This window comes from Dyadobacter ginsengisoli DSM 21015 (genome assembly GCF_059568735.1).
Window position 1 is genome coordinate 1 of the sequence record NZ_JCANTY010000002.1, and the last position, 19,122, is coordinate 19,122.

Sequence of the window (19,122 nt, forward strand, 5' to 3'; positions counted from 1 at the left end):
ATTATGCGGTATTAATCCGGGTTTCCCCGGGCTATCCCCCAGTGATAGGTAGGTTGCATACGCGTTACGCACCCGTACGACGGTGACATTGCTGCCCCCTCGCCTTGCATGTATTAAGCCTGCCGCTAGCGTTCATCCTGAGCCAGGATCAAACTCTCCATTGTAAATTTTGTTGCGATGTAACCTCCGAAGAAGCTCATCAATGTTTCTAACGAACCTATCTTCTTGCTCTCTTCATCATGTCAAAGAACGTTGCTCTGAATCTTTCAGAACTCGTGGTTGCGCCGTCTGCGCTACCGTTATTCCTGATTGGGGGTGCAAAAGTGGGAGGTTTATTTTTAATATGCAAGTACCAGGCAAAAATTTATTTCAATTTATTTAAAAAGCATGGCTTCGAATCTTACATCATAAGAGAATATCAAAGCAAGTCGATGACTTTAATTCTCAGTAAACCATATTGAGTGGTCATTCCCAGTCCTCCAAAGAGATTCCCAGGATTGCTCCTCCCATCAAAAAAGGAACTCTGAATTTGTACAAAACTTCCCCGAGGACCTGCACCGGCAAGTGCGAATCAGTAAAATTTGTGCTAAATCGCACATTTTTAACATACAAAAACAAACATAATATATTGATAATCAACATAATAAATCCTGGCATAAAGCTTGCCATGCCGGAGTAAAACTTAATCACTCGACCTCCATGAGATCTTCATGCATCATCATTTCGCTTCTGTTAGTTCTTCATAAAAATGTTGTTTTCAGTCAGAATGCGCGCATCGACAGCATGCTTACATCGCTTCATAAGGAACACCTTCTCAATGGCAACGTTCTCATCGCTGAAAAAGGAAAGATATCCTATCAGAAATCTTTCGGGTATGCCAATGTTGAAAGCAAAGTCGAGAACAATCCGGATACGCGATTTCAACTGGCATCCATAGGCAAAACTTTCACTGCGGTCGCTATTCTCCAATTGAAGGAAAAAAACAAACTGAAATTGGACGACCCGGCCAGCAAATACCTCCCGGCATTTCCGTTTGAAAAAATCACCATCCGCCAGCTGCTTTCGCACACGTCGGGTCTGCCTGACCTTCAAATATTTGATCCATTGGTCAATGAGCAGCCCGACATAATTATCGACAACTCCAGGGTACTCGAAGCTTTAAAGAAATATGGCAAACTCGAATTCGACCCGGGCGAAAACTGGCGCTACTCCAATCCCGGCTATTGTGTTCTCGCTCTGATCGTCGAGAAGGTCGGTCAGCAAAAATTTATAGATTACCTCGATCAAAATATCTGGCGGAAAGCCGGGATGGCAAACACCTATCCTTTTTCTGCCACATCGCCCAGGCAGGATTCTCTGAGAGCCCAAAGTTACAGAATGCCCATCTATTCGTACCAGTTTCAGAAGGTCGATACCATGCAGCGGTATAAGCGTTTGCTGATCAGTTTTGGCGGTTTGCAGGGGCTTGGCTTTATCGCAAGCACAACTACGGACCTCTTTCGTTTTGATCGTGCGCTCTCCGACGGCACTTTACTAAAACCCGGAAGCTTAAAGGAAGCGTACGAACCCGTAAAGCTGAATTCCGGCCGGCAGGCCGTTGTAGAGCCGGGAAAGCTGACATTTGGATTAGGCTGGTTTATCGCAACAGACACGACCGGCGGCAAAATTGTGTCCCACTCCGGATTTCTACCCGGCGGTGCTACCATTTTTCTCCGAAACCTTTCAAAGCGGCAAACCGTCATCGTGCTGGATAATGCGGAGAGTGATGGTCTCCATCGAACAGGTGAAAACCTGATGAATGTCCTGGCCGGAAAGCGGTTTCTGCCGCAGAAGAAATCCATGATCAAAGTCTATGCTAACGATCTGCTCACTTTGGGAACCGATTACGCAGCAGCACATCTTCAAACGATGAGGACCGATACAGCCCAGTTTCGGTTTTCCGCGGGTGAAATGGACTACGCCGCCCGTGAATTGAGTTTTGCCGGCTATAAATCCCAAGCCCTTGAAACCCTGAAATTATTAACTTATATCGACGCCGCTGCATGGCAAACCTTCAACAGTTATGCGGAGGTGCTTATGATCAATGGCAAACGCGAGGAGGCAAAACTGATGTTTAAAAAATCTTTGAGCCTTAACCCGGACAATCACTTCGCCAGGAAAGCCCTCGCCAAATTAGAAACAAATTGAGCTTTTTTCCGCCATGTCCAACCAGTTCCCCCGCCTTTTTGCCGTAGTATGTATCCGTCCGACAGACCCATTTACTCACGCTTTCTGTAATTTTCCAGCCTTGTATCATGAAAACAGACACAGACAAATGCACCTTCTTTACGACAGACTGCGCTCCGAAGGGACTGACCAAGTGACACGCATCGAGATTGAGCTCCCCAGACAGCTGATTACTTCTTCATTTCAAATAGAATAGTAATGTGAATGACCGGGCGGCAACGAGCTTACTTTAATTGCTTTCCCTGCCTCGCCACGCGTCCGCGGATACGGCTGAACGACTCCGGCTTCATGCTTAGATAACTAACCAGCTGGTTCAGGGGGCACGCGTCGCACGAGGTCGGGACTAGATTCGAGTAGGTTCAGATAATGGCGCCCGGGCGATGCGTTTTTGAAATCGGCGAATGCCTTTTGTTTTTTTGCAAATAGTTGCTCGGGCAGAATGCGGCACAGCGTTTCAAAACGGGGAAATTTTTCAAAAATCAACTGCTCCAAATCCGGATCAGACGTGAGTAGGATACTGTCTTCCACGCAGGCAACACAATACCCGGAAGGCTGCCCGCTGACGACACACAAGGGCGTGACGGACTTCCCTTCGATATAAAGTCGGTAGTGCGTTCCTCCACGTCTATGACATGGTAAGAACGAACACAGCCTTTCATGACAAAATAGGATTATCGCGAAGTTTCGCCCTTTTAAAGCAACACAGCCCTTTTTTAAACTACGAAAAAGACCGAGGTCGCAATGGCTTTTCGCTCTTCGGCGGTCAGTATAAGATATTTGACAATAAAATCGAAAAGCTCCTGCTCCCTGTGGCTTCGGTTTGATGCTCCAAAATACGATGAAACTTACCTCTTCCACGCCACCGGGATAGTAGCCGATAGCCAGGCGAGCGATCACGTGATTGCCCGCCTATTCAAATATGCATTTTACAGGTACCTGCGGCATGAATGGGCCTGTTTATCATAACTGAAAATTACGGCTTGGGTTCGGTGGTACAGTTATTGGTTTCCTTTGCATTATCATCTAAAAAACACCCCGCGGGCAGGGCCAGCAAGGTGCTGTGACTGATACTTACAAAACATGATTGCTCACGCCACCTTCAATACTTCCTTTTCTACCCTCGACAAAAATTTGGATCGTGATTTCAACGTATCCATATCCTTGTGGGATGACAAATAAAACACCCCTTCCTTACTGGGATCGTCCAGCAGGTAGAACTTATAACCGTACTTCACTTCTCCGGGCAACAATTCGTTGCCTTTGACCGTTGGCACGAACTGGTAAAGCATGGCTCCATACTCCTTGAAAAAATCAGGAATGTAGGGCGTAGTAAGCTGATCCGGGTCTATCGCTTTTGCGACATAGTGCTCCTTAAGTTTTGTTTTCATGCTACACCTCTCCTTTCTCTCTAAGTTCCTGAAACAACTTCTGAGCGCTTTCAATGGCTTCACAGCCGGTCCATCCCCAGAATGTCCCGGCCAGGGCATGTAACTTCTCGTTCATGACCACTGGCTCCTCGATTGAAGGGATTCCGTCACTTGGTCCCCAGCTATCAAACACTTCACCTTTACTATTCAATATGATTTCATACGGCATCTTTCCGAAGCTAACCTGCTCTTTGTATTCGTCAACTCGGAGGTTCATCGCTTTAACCTCGCTTCGCTCCGATAGAACCGGATCGATCGCCCCCTGCATATAGCCAGCCAGAATCTCGGCATACTCCCGATTCTTGAATGCTGCCTGCGGCTGTTGGGTATCGTTGCCTGCATAGACCACCCATGCATGATTCGGATAAACTACCGGCTCCAGTTTCGCGGCTATCTCCTCCCTCCAGACCGTATATTGAGCCGCAAGGCGTTTTTTCATGCCATCGAAGCTGGATTCGTCAAACTCTTCCTCCTCCTTAGTTTTCGTAATTTCGAATTTCATAGTTGTTGATAGATTTAATGCGGTTAATTTTTACTCTGTGTTTTCCAGTCAGCCATCAATAAGAAATAGCCTTATGAATCGAATGCTCAGCAGCCCCCGGCCAAGGCCCCCGATCTCTCAGCCTCAAAGGTTGGTTGGATAACCAAAGATAAAAAATGGTTTTGAAACAAGAGCAATATTTGATACTATTATCATCATTATTTTGATACAAATAAAATCAAAATAATTTAAATATATTTAAAATGAACGACTTAAATAGTCATCACACTTTGTTTTTGCGAAAAGGCGCGGTTGTCAGGTGCCGGGAAAGCCAAGGAGAGTTCCGAACCACTATTTCGCCCCTGCCGACGAACGGCAGGTTTAAGCTCGGGTGCGACTATCCTAGCCGGCAGAATGTCTTTGATCTGAATTTTCCTTTGATCCGTTGCCCTGTAAGCTTACGCCGCCGTCTGTATTCCGTGGGAAGAACTTGTTATGGACGGATATAGTGGAAGGACTCGCCCCAGGTCATAACCAACGTCCTGAACGACGAAGCTTTGAGCTCAGGGTAAGTCAATTGGAGAAATTCGGAATCGCCCCAGAACGGCACCCGGTCGTCCAAAGGGTGCCCCATTTCATTTTCATGCCCCGGTATTACCAATTCCGGTTTGAATCCTTTTACGATCCTGTACATCTCATTGGTCCAGCTCGGAAGGATCAGCATATCGACGTGGTGCTTCCCTGCCACATCATCAATCCAGTCATAATCGATCATAAACTTCCCTTCGTTGATCTGATCGCCCATATGGGAAAAAGAAAGACCTTCCGGTGTGTACACAAGCGGAACATTGTTTTCAGTTTCCCCCATCTGGTGCCCGGGGTACATCACGATCTTTAATTTCCGGCCACTTTTTAGCGTCAGTTCCTGCAAGGTGTCGGCTTGTCGTTTCAAATGGGTAACAAGCTGGTGAATCGGCTTCCCGGCCCAGATTTGTGGTGGGGCTATCACCGGTTTTCCATTGTCTATGAACTGTCTTGCGATTGCTTCATCAGCATGATCGCGGTGAAAATGGCTTACGAAAAGTATATCGCATTGGCGAATGAGCCGGACCATGGTGTTTTCCGAAAGAGCAAATGAGTCGGAACGGGAGCTTTTCCCATCAACAAGGTCGAAAGCTAGCGTCACCGTTTTAGTGCGGATAATGAAACCCATGTTATAAAGTTTCCATACGATGGCCCCCTTTTGCACTTTCGTATTTTCGATTTCCGCGAGGGTGTTCGCTATGCGTTCATGGAAAAAATCCTGAACAGGCTTTCTGTACGCGGCATACTTGTCATGTAATACGGCATCGAGCAGCAACAAGTGGGTTTCCCTGAGCGCTTGATGCGATAGTTTGGGAGGATATTTTTTGAGGGCTGCATTGATTTCTGCAAGAAACGCGTGGGCCTGTCGGTCCATATAGGCGTTGCCTTTGGCGTCAAGGCTCGGGTCGGTCAGCGTCGCCGTATCGGTGGATTTATGTTGCGCAATGGACAATGACGCAGAAAACAGGATTACAAGAAGAAAGCAAATGCGTATCATGAAACGGGTTTTGAAAATCACTGGTCTAAATACGCAGAAGCCACCATTTGATACCTCGCCAGGCTAAAAGTATTTACTCCTGATCAGTCCACCTCTAATCATAATTCACCTAACCTCGGTCAACTGCGCACCGAATCGCTGTCAAAGAAGGTGTTACCATGTTGATTCAGCAACTAGCCATTGATTACATGCACGATCAAGAATCAAACATTTGGCAATTCGAGGCCTAAATACCGGGAGACCCATTCCACCTTTCCCTAAGAACCATCATTGCACCCGTCAACGCCGCATTTCGGTGTATATGGCGAAGTAAAGGCTTGGTTGCCACAATGGCATGTACTCGCCGCCATCGCGTTACTATTCTAGCCGACAATTGAGATGCTCTCCCAATTCAGGTCCCAAAATTTTTGCCGTGTTTTTTTGCGGCAACACTAGGACTTTTACCGGGTAAAATTGTCTTTCAAATAAGGAGCAAATAGGCAATCCTTTACTTTATCAGGTTTTGAATCGGTAAAATGGAGAAAAAGGAGGTAACGTACGGGCACAAGAAGGCGACGGTTTTTTCACCAGAGCACCAATCTGATGAGAAAGATACCACGCTGGATTCGGAGATACTGATCCGCAAGGCGTTCGAGAGCGATTTCGGCGCAGGGATTGAGGCGCTCTTCCGGTGGTATTATGCGCCCCTGTGCAGCCATGCGATAAGGTATGTTTCCTCCAAAGAAATCGCCGAAGACATTGTTTCGGACGTTTTTTGCAAGCTCTACCTCGAAAAATCGGTAAGCCACATCCAGACTTCGTTCCGCGCCTACCTTTTCACCTGGGTAAGGAACCGCGCGTTCAATTATGTAAAAATGGAAATGGGCAGAAGCACCTCGATCGAAAATGCTTCGTTGATTTCAATCGACAACGGCGACCAGCCCGACGACATTACGCAGTTTGAAGACCTGTACCATGACGTCGAACACGTGGTGAATGCGATGCCGCAGCGGCGCAGGAAAATTTATGTCATGCACCGCATGGAAGGGAAAAAGTATGCGGAAATCTCCGGCGAGCTCGACATTTCGGTCAAAACGGTGAAAGAACATATGTACCAGGCAACCCAGCAGATCAGGGACTACCTCCGGAAGAAGTGGTTCCCGATGGTGTCCGCCTTTTTAGCCAGCATGGAAGTCCTATGGAATCAAATATAACAAAAGAGTTCATTTTCAACTACTTCGCAGGAGCCAGCACAGCCTTGCAGAAAAGTCTCATCGACGAGTGGGTGAAGGATCCCGCCAACCGGGAGCTATTTTTCGACTGGCTCTATGAGTGGGAAAAAAAGAATGCGCAATACAATGTCGACGTGAAAGCCGGCCTGGAACGCCATCGCACCTGGGTAATGTCGTTGGGCGAACAGGAAGCGGCTGTGGTTTTTGAGCCCCGGCCGGTTAAGCGGCTGTCGTCCCGGCGGACGGTGGCCGCGGCATGCGGATTGCTGATCGCGCTGCTGGCGGGCTGGTTCGCCCGGGATGTGATCGTGTATAAAACCTATGAAACCGCTTTTGGGGAAATCAAAAAAATCACGCTCTCCGACGGCAGCAAAGTGGTGCTCAATGCCAACTCGACGTTCCGCGTACCCCGGTTTGGCTTCGGTAAAAGCACGCGTGAGGTTCTGCTCACCGGTGAGGCCAGTTTCGACGTGGTGCACACGAAAAACCACACGCGCTTTGTCGTGCAAACGGACAAAAACATGAATATCGAAGTCCTCGGCACCGAATTCGACGTATACACAAGGTCGTCAGGCACACGGGTAGTGCTAAATACGGGACAGATTCAGCTGCATTACTCCGACGGACAGCAAAAACAACAGCTCACCTTGAAGCCGGGGGACCTGGTGAGCATGGACCCGAAAGGAAAGATGGTGAGAACGCATACAACTCAGCCCCAGAACTACTCGGCCTGGAAATACCATCGGTTTGTGTTCGAGGACCAGCCGTTCAGGGAAATCTGCAACCGCCTGGAAGAAACCTTTGGGACTAAAATCATCATTAAAGACGAAATCCTGGCCGGCAAGGTTATTTCAGGCTCTTTCACAGCCCTCGACGCCGAAGAACTGCTGGACCTGCTGAGTATGGCCGGCAATTTTAATTATTTGAACAAAGACGACCAGATCATCATTACCAGCGATACGTTGTCGGCCAAAGAGCCGCAACAGGAGTAGCAGGCCGTGTTCCGCCGCCGGCCCATCATACGCGACGAATAGAATTCGGGCAACGGACATTATTCTGACATTGGTTTCTAAACCCTTAACCCTTTCCTATGAAGACTACAATACGAATACTTGCCTTATCAGGTATGTGTTTTACCATTTCCGAGCCGGGTATCGGTCAGGTTGTGGCAAAGGCAACCACATACATCCAGGTTTCCTCGCAGGATGAAAACCTGTCGACGCGGGGCCTGAAAGATGTTTTGCAGGAATTTAAAACGCATTATAAGGTCGATATCCTGTATTTCAATTCCATGGTAGAGCATTACCAGGTTCCGGTCAGGAACGTGGTAATGAAGGGTAACTTTGAAAAAAACCTTCAAAATGTGCTCCGTCCGCTGGGACTGGGCTACCAAAAGGGAAAAAGCGGCGGCTATGTGATCGTCGAAAAGAAATCCGCCCGGGATAAAAGCAAAAATCCGTCGGAATTACCACCAAAAAAGACCAGCAGTAAGCCGGCCGACGCGCCTGACCTGCCGCAACGGGGATTGTATGCAGCACTTCAAACCGGACAGGAAAAGAAATCCCCGGACAACCTGATCAAAGGCAAGGTTGTCGACGATAAGGGCGATGGCCTGCCAGGCGTCAATGTGATCCTGAAAGGCACTCAGCGGGGCACGACTTCGGATGTGGAGGGTAACTTCGAGCTCGAAATCCCGGAATCCGGCGCAATACTGGTGTTATCGTTTGTAGGTTACCTGTCGCAGGAAGTGGCTGTTGATAGCAAGACATTCGTCAACGCGGTCCTGAAAGTCGATTCCCGCGCACTCGACGAGGTCGTGGTGGTCGGTTACGGCGAGCAATCCAAAAAGAAGCTCTCGACCGCCATCAGCAAAGTAGCGGCTAAGGATATCAACGGACTCCCCGTAACCAATGCGGGCGACGCCCTGGCCGGTCTGGCGGCGGGTGTGCAGGTACAATCCGCCTCGGGCGGAACGCCGGGTGCCGGGCCGGTGATCCGTATACGCGGTGTAGGTTCGCTGGGAGCCTCCAACGATCCGCTGTACGTCGTGGACGGCTATCCCCTGCCCAACGCCACGCAGTTTGCACGCATCAATGTGTCTGACATTCAATCGATCGAAATCCTGAAAGATGCTGCATCGGCTTCCATCTACGGCTCCCGGGCCGCGAATGGCGTGGTGATCGTAACCACCAAACGCGGCCGCGAGGAGAAGGTGAGCTTCAATGTGAATGCCTACACCGGTGTGCAAAACGTGTACAAGAAGATGAAGGTGATGAACAAAGACCAGTATCTTCAATACGCCAAAGACGCCCGCAATGCACAGAACCTGAAATATCCCGACGTGTATGACTCCCCGGCGGAACTCGCCAACACCGACTGGCAGGACGAGATATTCCGCAGCGCGCCGATGTCGGAAGTGCAACTGAGCGCCCGCGGCGGTTCGAAGAACATTCAGTTTTCGGTGTCGGGAAGCTACGTTTCCCAAAAAGGCACCATGGTTGGGACAGACTACCAACTGGGCACCCTGCGCGCCAACCTGGATGCGCAGCTTTCTCAATCGCTCAAAATCGGCGTCGATTTTGCGCCATCTTTCACCCGGCAATCCCAACAGCCCGCGCCCGGTATGAACGGCCCTGCGGCATACGTGCCTGTTTATGCCGCGATGCTGATGCCGCCGGTTGTGGCCGCGCGGCTCGCAAACGGCGATTATGGCCAGAACAACGTACTTCCGTTCACGCAGTACGGGTTTGCGGAAACGGGCATCCACAACCCGCGCGCCGTACTCGATCTGTACGAAAATAAAACGAATGCTTTCAATGTGCTCAACAATTTCTATCTGAAATGGGAGTTGCTGAAAGGACTGTCGTTCAGGACACAGGCCGGGATTTCCGTAGGGACCACGCAGGTGGACGAATACATCCCGTCAACGCTCGGCTACACAGGGTCGCCGTTCGCCAACATCTCTAACCCGCGACTGGAAGGCATCGCCAGCCAGATCAGCAATGGCCGCAACACCGATTGGGTTTGGGAAAACACGCTGAACTACGCGAAAACCTTCGGCACGTCCCACAATCTTTCGGCAATGCTGCTGTATTCGCTGCAGAAATACCGCCTGTCCACCACGTCCACACGCGGGCGCACCGGTACGTTCACCAACGACCTGATCCACAACCCTACCGCGGCAACCGACCAGATCGGCTCGCAAGCATTCGGGCTCAACAGCTTCATGTCCTATGCCGCTAGGGTTAATTATGATTACAAGGACAAATACCTGCTCTCGGCTTCCGTCCGAACCGACGCTTCCTCGCGGTTCGGCCCGGACAACCGGTTCGGGGTATTCCAGTCCTATTCGGCCGGCTGGCGCTTGTCACAGGAGCCATTCATGGCCAATCAGAATATTGTCAGCGAGCTGAAACTGCGGGCCAGCTACGGAGAAACCGGCAATGCGAACATTGGGGACTTCACCTGGATGAGCGGCGTAACTGCGGCCAATTACAGTCTCAACAACACACGGGTACCCGGCGTTTATCAAAACGGCTTCCTGAACCGTCACCTGACCTGGGAGAAGAACCGCCAGGTAGATATCGGCCTCGAAGCATCCTTCCTCAAGGACAGGCTTTATGTTTCGGTTGATTTTTACAACAAACTCACCCACGGGATGCTTTTCGCCAAAGAACTTCCCGCGATCGTCGGATATGCATCTACTTTCCAGACCAACATCGGTGAGCTGCGTAACCGCGGTGTAGAACTGGATGTCAATAGCCGCAACACGACCGGCGCTTTCCAATGGACGACCAACTTCAATATCAGCTACAATAAATCGAAAGTGCTGGACCTGGGCGGCAGGCAGTCGCTCAATGCCAACCCGGGCACAGGCGGCTGGCCCAATGTATACCGCATCGAGGTAGGCCAGCCTCTCGGTAATATGAATGGCTTTATCATCGACGGTGTGTTCAAAACCCAGAAAGAACTCGACGGGAGTGCCAAATGGCCCGGGTCAGGCCTGGGCGACTATAAGATCAGGGACGTCAATGGCGATGGCAATATCGACGAAAACGACCGCACGCTGCTCGGTAACGGCCTGCCCGACTTTGTTTACGGGATGACCAACACCGTTTCCTATAAAAACTTCGACCTGAGTGTGATCGTCCAGGGGGTGCTCGGCAGCAACATCATCAATGGCGCCAGCAGGCATACCGAACTCTGGGCGGGACGTTTCAACGCGATCGCCGATATGGCCGACAACTATTTTGATCCGGCCAATCCCGGTAAAGATGTCAAATATGCCCGGGTTGGCAACCGCTCCGGTTTCAGTACCGCGGGGCAACTGCATTCCTATGCCGTTTTCAATGGCTCTTTCCTGCGCGTCCGCAATCTCACGCTAGGCTACTCGCTTTCGCCGGAGGTTTCGAAGAAAGTGCTTTTACAGTCGGCCAGGATTTACCTGACGGCGCAGAACCTGTTCACTTTTTCCAAATATCCCGGCTTTAACCCCGAGCCAAGCCAGTACGGCTCCTCGGTTTACCAGCCCGGATCGGATCAGGGGACATATCCTGCCAACAGAGGCTTTATGCTCGGGATTAATATAGGTTTCTAAAACATCAAAATACGACCCATGAAAACTTGTTACAAAACGCTCCTCGCGGCATTAATAATCGTGAGCGCCGGATGCTCGGATTTCGTCGACCTGAAACCGCCAGCCATTGTACGTCAGGACCAGTATTTTAAAACACAGGCAGATTTTGCCGCGGCTGTCAATGGTCTATACTCCGGTTTGAGGGGGTATTATTCCAACTTCTATCTTTTTGCCGAAATCCCCTCGGACAATTCCGAGGCGAATGGCTATAACCTGGCCCATGCGGATCTCGACCAGCTCACCTGGCTTAGCAACACCACCACCATTCAAACGCTCTGGCTCAGCTCGTACAGCTCCATTGCCCGCGCCAATATCATCCTCGACCGCATCAATGCCGTCGCGATGGATGCGGCTGTTAAAGAGCAATTCAAAGGTGAAGCCAAATTTATCAGGGCGCTCATGTATTTCAACCTGGTTCAGCTTTTCGGCGACATCCCGCTTCCACTCAAAGAGATTACCACCGAAGAAGAGGCCTACACCTTTGGCCGTGAGAACGTAGAGAAGGTATACCAGCAAATACAGGCCGACCTGTTGGAGGCGATCAATACATTACCGGCCAGTTACGACCCACCCGCTAAAGGCAAGGTCACCAAAGGCGCCGCCATGGGACTCCTGGGGAAGGTTTATGTGACCAACAAACAGTTTGCCGAAGGAGCGGCGATACTCAAAACGCTGATTGAATCGAACAGCTACACGCTGCTGGAAAAATACGAGGATATATTCCGGGTAGACAACAGTTTCAACAATGAAATCCTCTTCAATGTACATTACCTGGGCAACGGAAACGGGGAAGGAAGCAACTTCTCGATCGCATTCGCGCCATTCGGCTCGGGTACTGAAATCACCAGCGGCGGAAACCCGGCCGGCTCGAACCAGGGCACACTCGACCTCTTCAATGCATTCGAAGCCGGCGACAACCGGAAAAGTGTAGCGATAGCGCGCTATCCTGCATCCGGTGACCTTTATACCCGCAAATTTCTGGACAAACCCATTGCCGCCAACGAAGGCAACAACGATTGGCCGGTGCTGCGCTATGCCGATGTGCTCCTGCTTCACGCCGAAGCGTTGAATGAAACAGGAAAGGCCGCCGATGCCATTCAGCCGCTGAACCAGGTAAGGAAACGTGCGGGGCTCGCTGCCATTCCGGCTACGGCGCAGGCGCAGCTGCGGGATCTGATCCAAAAAGAACGGCGTGTGGAATTATGTTTCGAAGGCCACCGCTGGCTCGACCTGCTCCGGACCCGGCAAATGCTGCCTGTCATGACGAAATACAAGGAAAACTACAAAGGAAAGGCATATCTGGTCGAATACTACGAAGTGGATGAAAGGAAGTACCGCTTGCCTATTCCATTCAGGGAACGCAGCCTCAACCCCGCGCTCACCCAGAATGAGGGTTACAATTAATCAATTGTTTGAAAAAAGAACTCGTTTCGCATGCGCATTAACCTAAAAGGACTGCTCACCTGGCTCATCGCGCATACCTGCGCGGTAGCGATCGCCGGGCAGGCCATCACACCGAATCTCTTTAAAAAAGGCTCGGACAGCGACCGCATCGATGCGGCAATCCGCGAAGCGCGAAAGACCTCCGGCGTGGTGGTCATCCCCGCGCTCAATGCGAATGGTTCGGGCATTTGGAAGATCGACAGGACCATTCTGCTTCCCAGCGATATTACGGTGATGCTGGATAATTGCACCATTCAGCTCTCCGACTCTTGCCGCGATAATATGTTCCGAAGCGACAATGTGGGCATTGGAATGACGTCCCCGGTCTGGAATAAGAACATCCACATCATCGGAATCGGGGAAGTATATCTCAAAGGGGCGGAAAACCCGCGTGCTACCGGCGACGGGGCGCGCCAACTCACGCTCGATCCTGAAACGGAAATCAAAAAGGGCAACTGGCGGGTAAGCTACGGCAGCGATGCAGCAAAGCCTTCCCAAAAACAAACAGGCGACTGGCGTAACATCATGATCCTGATCGCGAAAGTGGACAATTTCTCCCTCAAAAATGTACGAATACGGAATTCGCATGCGTGGGCAGTCAGTTTCGAACGGACGCACAACGTGGAATTATCGGATATCAACATCCACAATCCCGAGGAGATCACAATCGGCGGCCGGAAAGTGAAGGTGTTCAATAAAGACGGAATCGACCTGCGGCAGGGATGCAAGAATTTCAGGATCAATAACGCATCCGGTTTTACGGGCGACGATTTCATAGCCCTTTCAAGCCTGGACGTTCGCGGGGCCTTGCACAATTCCAATGGCAACATCAATTCCACGATGGTAACCACCAGTCGCTGGAACGGCCCGGAAGACGATACCGAACAGATTTTCATTACCAATATCAATTGCGAGTCGATTTGCAGAGGCATCGCCATACGCGCGAGCGACAGCGCGGGCATTCATCACGTGTACATACAGGGGCTGGTCTCACGCGAGGTGGCCGGACACGGCGGAAAGCACAATGCCGTGCTGATCGGCGGAAAGGGTTATGGCGCCATGTCGCAGCCCGGCAAGATCAACAACATACAGGTAATGAATGTCATATCAACCGGTTACTCCCCCTTCATGATCGAGGCGCCAGTTGCTGATTGCCATTTCATGAATGCCATTTACCAGGGCCGCGATAAGGATATGGTCCATTATGCGATGGACAAAAGTGCGATGAACAACGTGACGGAAACAAACCTGAAAAAGGTCGGAGATTAAACATTAGCCATGAACAAAGAAGCAAGGGCCGCTGCATTGGTCACGGGCGGTGCAGGCGGGATCGGCCTGGCCATTGCCGATGAGCTGGCCAGGCAGGGATTCCGGGTTTTCCTGCATGATCTGCCGCAATCCGAAGGCCATGCGAAAGCCCGCTTTCTAAATGCACAATACGGCGCTGGGGCGGTCACTTTTATCCCCGGCGACCTATCCGATCTGGCCGCATTGAAGGAAGAGTCAGGCACCTGGCAGGAAAAATTCGGCCCGTTTGCCGTTCTGGTCAACAATGCCGGCGTGGATACGATGGGCGCGTTGCCCGGCATATCACTGGAAACGTTTCTGTATACGCAGCGGGTCAATGCCGAAGCCGCTTTTGTCCTCTGCCAGGCATTGGCTCCCGGCATGCGGGCCCTGGGAAGCGGAGCGATCGTGAACGTCATGAGCATTATCCTGAGCGGCGGCTGGGACGCCCGTGTGCCGTATGCGATGTCCAAAGGCTCCCTGCTCGGGCTGACGCGATCCCTTGCCCGGGAACTCGGCCCCTACAATATCCGGGTGAATGCAGTGAGCCCCGGCGCGATCCCGACGGACGTCGAGCGGAGGTTCTGGCAAGACGACCGCTCGGAACTCGACACATTTATACTGGACCGCCAGGCACTCAAATTCCGGGCAACAGCGCAGGACGTGGCCGATGCGGTGTGGTTCCTGGTATCGGCCCAAAGCCGCTTTATCACCGGCCATGAGCTGCACGTAAACGGCGGATGGTACATGGGCTAAAATCAAGGTCAATATCTAAATCCCGATACATTGAAAATCACGAAAATTGAAACCGTGTGCCAGTCGCATTTGCTGATGCTGCGACTTCACACCGACGCAGGCATACTGGGCAACGGCGAAACCTACTATGCCCCGAAGGCGGTAAGCTCCATCCTGCACGACTGGATGAGCGACAAGCTACTGGGAGCCAACCCACTCGACATTGAAAAGCATTGGCGGTTCTTTTACGAACGCTTCATGAATTTCGGGGGCCGCGGCGCAGAACTTCGCGCGCTTTCAGCCCTCGACCTTTGCTTGTGGGATATCCTGGGACAATCCTGCGGAATGCCCGTTTGGCAGTTGCTCGGAGGGAAAACACGGGATGCTATCCCTGCCTACAACAGCGCCGGCGGCACCAGCTACGGCATCCCCACTTCCCCTCGCGAAGGCAACCTGGAAAGAGAAAAACTCTTCTGGCCGGGTCACGGCAGCGCCGGTTTTGAGGGAGCCCTGGAAGACAATTGGACGAGTATCAACCGCCCGGTGGATTATGCCCGAGAATTGATCAGAGAGGGTTACAAGGGCATGAAAATGTGGCCGCTCGACCCCCTCGCGCACAGACCCGGGGGCGGGCTTTATCTTTCCTGGAAAGAACTGAAAACGGCGTTACAACCCTTGTTCGATATCCGCAATGCGGTCGGGTACGATATCGAAATTATGCTGGACGGCCACGGCTTTTTTCAATGGGCGGCAGCCATGCGCATTGCGGAGGTTATGCGCGATATCAAACTCCTTTGGATGGAAGACGTGCTCCGGACCGACAATGTAGATCTTTTGAGAAAATTTCAGGAAAAAGCCGGTGTTCCCATTGCCGTCAGCGAGATGTTCACGACCCGGGAAGACTACCGCCACATCCTGGAAAAGCAGGCTGCCGATTACATCATGATCGACCCTACCTGGGTAGGCGGCATTTCCGAAACGAAACGGATCACGGAAATGGCCATTCCTTACAACATACCTGTCACAATGCACGACTGCACTGGCCCATTTACGCTGCTCGCCGGCGTGCACGTGGCCGTGGCCTGCCCGCATGTCGTGTTCCAGGAAAGTGTTCGCGCACATTTGCGGGTAGTTTACGAACAACTCATTGACCAACCCATTATCGTTGAAAACGGAATGCTCTCCGCACCCGAACGCCCGGGCCTGGGTGCGGCCTGGCTGCCGACCCTTTTCGCAACAGACAGTCCAAATTACCGGTGTACCAAATTATAACAGATGATGACCTTCGATCTGCAAACCAACGCCTCCCGGGAGCTGTACGACCAGGCATGCCTGGTAATTCCCGGCGGCGTATCGAGTTCCATGCGAAAAAACGTGAAACCGCTGCTATACTTCGAACGCGCGGACGGCCCCTATTTCTACGATGTCGACGGCAACCGGTACATTGACTACACCCTGGCCTGGGGCCCGCTGATCGTCGGGAGCAACCACGAGACGATCAACAGGGCAGTAACCGCACAGCTTCAAAAAAGCTACACATTGGGCGCGCAACACGAGCTGGAAATTAGTCTGGCGAGGCGACTGGTCGATATTCTGCCCGGTGTGGAACAAGTCCTGTTTTGCAACACGGGAAGCGAGGCCGTGCAGGGAGCGATCCGCATTGCCCGCACGCACACCGGCCGCAAGAAGATCGTCAAGTTTGAGGGGCATTACCATGGCTGGCTCAACAATGTGCTGGTCAGCTACAAGCCGCAGCGTGAGCAACTCGGCACCGCCTCGCCTGCCGTCGGCGGCCAGCCCGCAAACGAATACGCCGACACAATCGTGCTGCCATGGAACAATCTGGACGCATTGACAGCGGTTTTCGAGCAGCATCCGAACGAGATTGCCTGCGTGCTCACCGAACCTATTCTGGCCAATTCCGGCTGCTGCATGCCCGCCCACGGCTTTCTGAAAGGCCTGATCTCACTTTGCCGGAAACACGGTGCTGTTTCGATATTTGACGAAGTCATTACCGGATTTCGGATTGCGTTGGGCGGTGCGCGGGAATATTTCGACCTCCGCCCCGACCTATCCGTGTACGCCAAGGCCATCGCCGGTGGCTTTACAATGGCGGCCATCGGCGGCACGAAGGCGATTTTCAACGTCATTCGCGAAGGCGCTACCATTCATGCGGGTACTTACAATGGCTCTTCGATCAATCTGGCCGCTTCGCTCGCCACCATTGAAATCCTCTCGGCGGGAAATACTTACCAGGCATTGCATGCCTACGGACACGCCTTGCGTACGCACATCGAAGATATCGCCCGGCAATCCGGCTTTGCGCTCGTCACTGCCGGTGTGGGAAGCGTTTTCAGCATCCATTTCCATCTGGACAAAAAACCATTGAACTACACTTCGGTTCTGGATGCGGACATGGCCTTGTACGAGCGTTTCCGGGTAGCTATGCTCCACGAAGGCGTCCTGCTTCTGCCTGACGGCCGTTGGTATGTCGGTACCAGTCACGGAACGGAGGAACTTGTCCGGACCCAAGCGGCGATCACCCGCGCATTTACAGCATTGCATCAGCCCTCACTGCCATGACATCGAAGAAAATTTTCGTTTCGGGCTTTTTTCACGAAACCCACACTTTTTTAGCCGCGAAAACCGGCCTCGCCGAATTTGTCCTAGGAGGTTTGTATTACGGACAGGACGTCATCGAACGAAATCGCGGCAATGGCTCTCCGATGGATGGCTTTCTCGCATTTGCGGATGCACAGCATTGGGAAGTATTGCCGGGCATCCACATGACGGCAATGCCTTCGGGAACCGTTACCAATGAAGCGGTGCGCCATTTCAATGAACATTTTTTCAGTGCTTTGAAAAAAAACCTCCCTACCCTGGACGGCATTTACCTCGTGCTTCATGGGGCGACGGTGAGCGAAACCTCGCAGGATGTGGAAGGAGACCTTTTGCAGGAACTGAATGCATTCATGATCGCAGAGGGCAGGGTTGTGCCGGTAGTTGCTGTGCTGGACCTCCATGCCAACGTTTCGGGTCGTATGTGCGAGTTTAGTACCTGCTTGTACGGTTACCGCAAAAACCCGCATACCGATGCCCGCGATTCGGCCATTCGTGCGGCGGAGATTTTAAAACAGATTTTAGACTATCCGCACAAAAATGTGACGCAAATTTTCCGGAGCAGTCCCTTTATCATTCCCCCGTCGGGACTGAATACCGATAAGGAACCCATGAAAAGCCTGCTGGCCTATGCACGGGACATGGAAGCGCGGGACACCAATCTTATCTGTATCAATGTCTGGGCTGGTTTTGCGTACGCCGACATTCCGGACTGCGGATTTAGTCTGAGCTGCTGCACCTACGGCAACACCCATGCCGCAAACACATACCTCGATGAGTTGCTGCTTCTTTTAAAAACCAACATCCGCGAGGGCTATCCATCCGAATTTCAGCTCAGTGAAACCCTCGCAATCGTGGACCAGGAAGCGAATCAGGGGTGGCCGGTGCTGCTCGTCGAAGCGTCGGACAACATCGGCGGCGGCTCCCCCGGCGATGCTACGGGCGTGCTGGGCCCGTTGCTGCAATCGGGGTGCACGGGGATTGTGGCGATCATCAATGACCCGGAAGCCGTGAAAGCGTGTATAAATGCCGGTATAGGCGGCGAAACCGAACAGACGATCGGGGCCAAAACCGATGGGTTCCATGGAGAGCCCATTCAGTTCAAAGGGATTGTCGCCCGCCTGTCGAACGGCGAGTTTGAATTGGAAAATAAAAATTCACACCTGGCTTCCATGGGCGGCATTTTTATCAAAATGGGCCCCTGTGCGGTCATCCGGAATGACCAGGCGGAAATTCTTCTGACCAGCCACAAAACTCCGCCGATGGATCTTGGACAACTCCATTCGCAGGGTATCTATCCCGGGCACGCGCGGTATGTGATTGTAAAAGCGGCAGTGTCCCATATGCAGGCCTACGGTCCTATTGCCCGCCAAAGCTTCTACATCGACAGTCCGGGGCTGTGCACCAGTAACCTCGCCCGGTTGCCTTACCAGAACATCCAAAACAAGCTGATCGCACCGATTGAGCTTTAAACC

14 protein-coding genes and 1 rRNA gene are annotated in these 19,122 nt (G+C 51.9%); 10 read left to right on the plus strand and 5 right to left on the minus strand.

What is annotated here, in order from left to right; all coding sequences use genetic code 11:
* Positions 1 to 164 (minus strand): 16S ribosomal RNA (locus tag BP71_RS06515); the annotation flags it as partial.
* 535 nt (positions 165 to 699) lie between these two features.
* On the opposite strand from BP71_RS06515, the gene BP71_RS06520 reads away from it, so the two are divergent.
* Positions 700 to 2,187: a serine hydrolase gene (locus tag BP71_RS06520; RefSeq protein WP_496377756.1), complete on the plus strand. Its 1,488-nt coding sequence runs from the start codon at positions 700 to 702 to the stop codon at positions 2,185 to 2,187.
* Positions 2,188 to 2,705: 518 nt separating this feature from the next.
* On the opposite strand, the gene BP71_RS06525 is transcribed toward BP71_RS06520, so the two are convergent.
* The 4 genes from BP71_RS06525 to BP71_RS06540 all read right to left on the minus strand — a co-directional run bounded on the left by BP71_RS06525 (position 2,706) and on the right by BP71_RS06540 (position 5,716).
* The gene (locus tag BP71_RS06525; RefSeq protein ID WP_496377757.1) at positions 2,706 to 2,885 is read right to left on the minus strand and encodes a hypothetical protein; all 180 of its coding nucleotides are present in this window, start codon (positions 2,883 to 2,885) and stop codon (positions 2,706 to 2,708) included.
* 429 nt (positions 2,886 to 3,314) lie between these two features.
* Complete coding sequence (locus BP71_RS06530) at positions 3,315 to 3,614, minus strand: hypothetical protein (protein ID WP_496377758.1); 300 nt, start codon at positions 3,612 to 3,614, stop codon at positions 3,315 to 3,317.
* Position 3,615: 1 nt separating this feature from the next.
* Positions 3,616 to 4,155 carry a hypothetical protein gene (locus tag BP71_RS06535; RefSeq protein ID WP_496377759.1) on the minus strand — a complete coding sequence of 180 codons (540 nt, stop codon included), beginning with the start codon at positions 4,153 to 4,155 and terminating at the stop codon, positions 3,616 to 3,618.
* 472 nt (positions 4,156 to 4,627) lie between these two features.
* Complete coding sequence (locus BP71_RS06540) at positions 4,628 to 5,716, minus strand: MBL fold metallo-hydrolase (protein WP_496377760.1); 1,089 nt, start codon at positions 5,714 to 5,716, stop codon at positions 4,628 to 4,630.
* Positions 5,717 to 6,231: 515 nt separating this feature from the next.
* Here BP71_RS06540 and BP71_RS06545 point away from each other — a divergent pair.
* The 9 genes from BP71_RS06545 to BP71_RS06585 all read left to right on the plus strand — a co-directional run bounded on the left by BP71_RS06545 (position 6,232) and on the right by BP71_RS06585 (position 19,119).
* Positions 6,232 to 6,909: an RNA polymerase sigma-70 factor gene (locus BP71_RS06545; protein WP_496377761.1), complete on the plus strand. Its 678-nt coding sequence runs from the start codon at positions 6,232 to 6,234 to the stop codon at positions 6,907 to 6,909.
* Entirely contained in the window at positions 6,894 to 7,919 is a 1,026-nt protein-coding gene (locus BP71_RS06550; RefSeq protein WP_496377762.1) for a FecR family protein, read from the plus strand. The genes BP71_RS06545 and BP71_RS06550 overlap by 16 nt, the downstream gene beginning before the upstream one ends.
* Before the next feature lie 98 nt (positions 7,920 to 8,017).
* Positions 8,018 to 11,524 carry a SusC/RagA family TonB-linked outer membrane protein gene (locus tag BP71_RS06555; protein WP_496377763.1) on the plus strand — a complete coding sequence of 1,169 codons (3,507 nt, stop codon included), beginning with the start codon at positions 8,018 to 8,020 and terminating at the stop codon, positions 11,522 to 11,524.
* 18 nt (positions 11,525 to 11,542) lie between these two features.
* Positions 11,543 to 12,967 carry a RagB/SusD family nutrient uptake outer membrane protein gene (locus tag BP71_RS06560; RefSeq protein ID WP_496377764.1) on the plus strand — a complete coding sequence of 475 codons (1,425 nt, stop codon included), beginning with the start codon at positions 11,543 to 11,545 and terminating at the stop codon, positions 12,965 to 12,967.
* A 30-nt stretch (positions 12,968 to 12,997) separates the two neighbouring features.
* Positions 12,998 to 14,275: a glycosyl hydrolase family 28 protein gene (locus BP71_RS06565; RefSeq protein WP_496377765.1), complete on the plus strand. Its 1,278-nt coding sequence runs from the start codon at positions 12,998 to 13,000 to the stop codon at positions 14,273 to 14,275.
* A 9-nt stretch (positions 14,276 to 14,284) separates the two neighbouring features.
* Positions 14,285 to 15,049 carry an SDR family NAD(P)-dependent oxidoreductase gene (locus tag BP71_RS06570; protein WP_496377766.1) on the plus strand — a complete coding sequence of 255 codons (765 nt, stop codon included), beginning with the start codon at positions 14,285 to 14,287 and terminating at the stop codon, positions 15,047 to 15,049.
* A gap of 30 nt (positions 15,050 to 15,079) precedes the next feature.
* Positions 15,080 to 16,300, plus strand: coding sequence for a mandelate racemase/muconate lactonizing enzyme family protein (locus tag BP71_RS06575; RefSeq protein WP_496377767.1), 1,221 nt, complete (start codon positions 15,080 to 15,082; stop codon positions 16,298 to 16,300).
* A gap of 3 nt (positions 16,301 to 16,303) precedes the next feature.
* A complete protein-coding gene (locus BP71_RS06580) occupies positions 16,304 to 17,611 on the plus strand; it encodes an aspartate aminotransferase family protein (RefSeq protein ID WP_496377768.1) in 1,308 nt (435 codons plus the stop codon).
* A complete protein-coding gene (locus BP71_RS06585; protein ID WP_496377769.1) occupies positions 17,608 to 19,119 on the plus strand; it encodes a M81 family metallopeptidase in 1,512 nt (503 codons plus the stop codon). The genes BP71_RS06580 and BP71_RS06585 overlap by 4 nt, the downstream gene beginning before the upstream one ends.
* Positions 19,120 to 19,122: the final 3 nt, after the last annotated feature.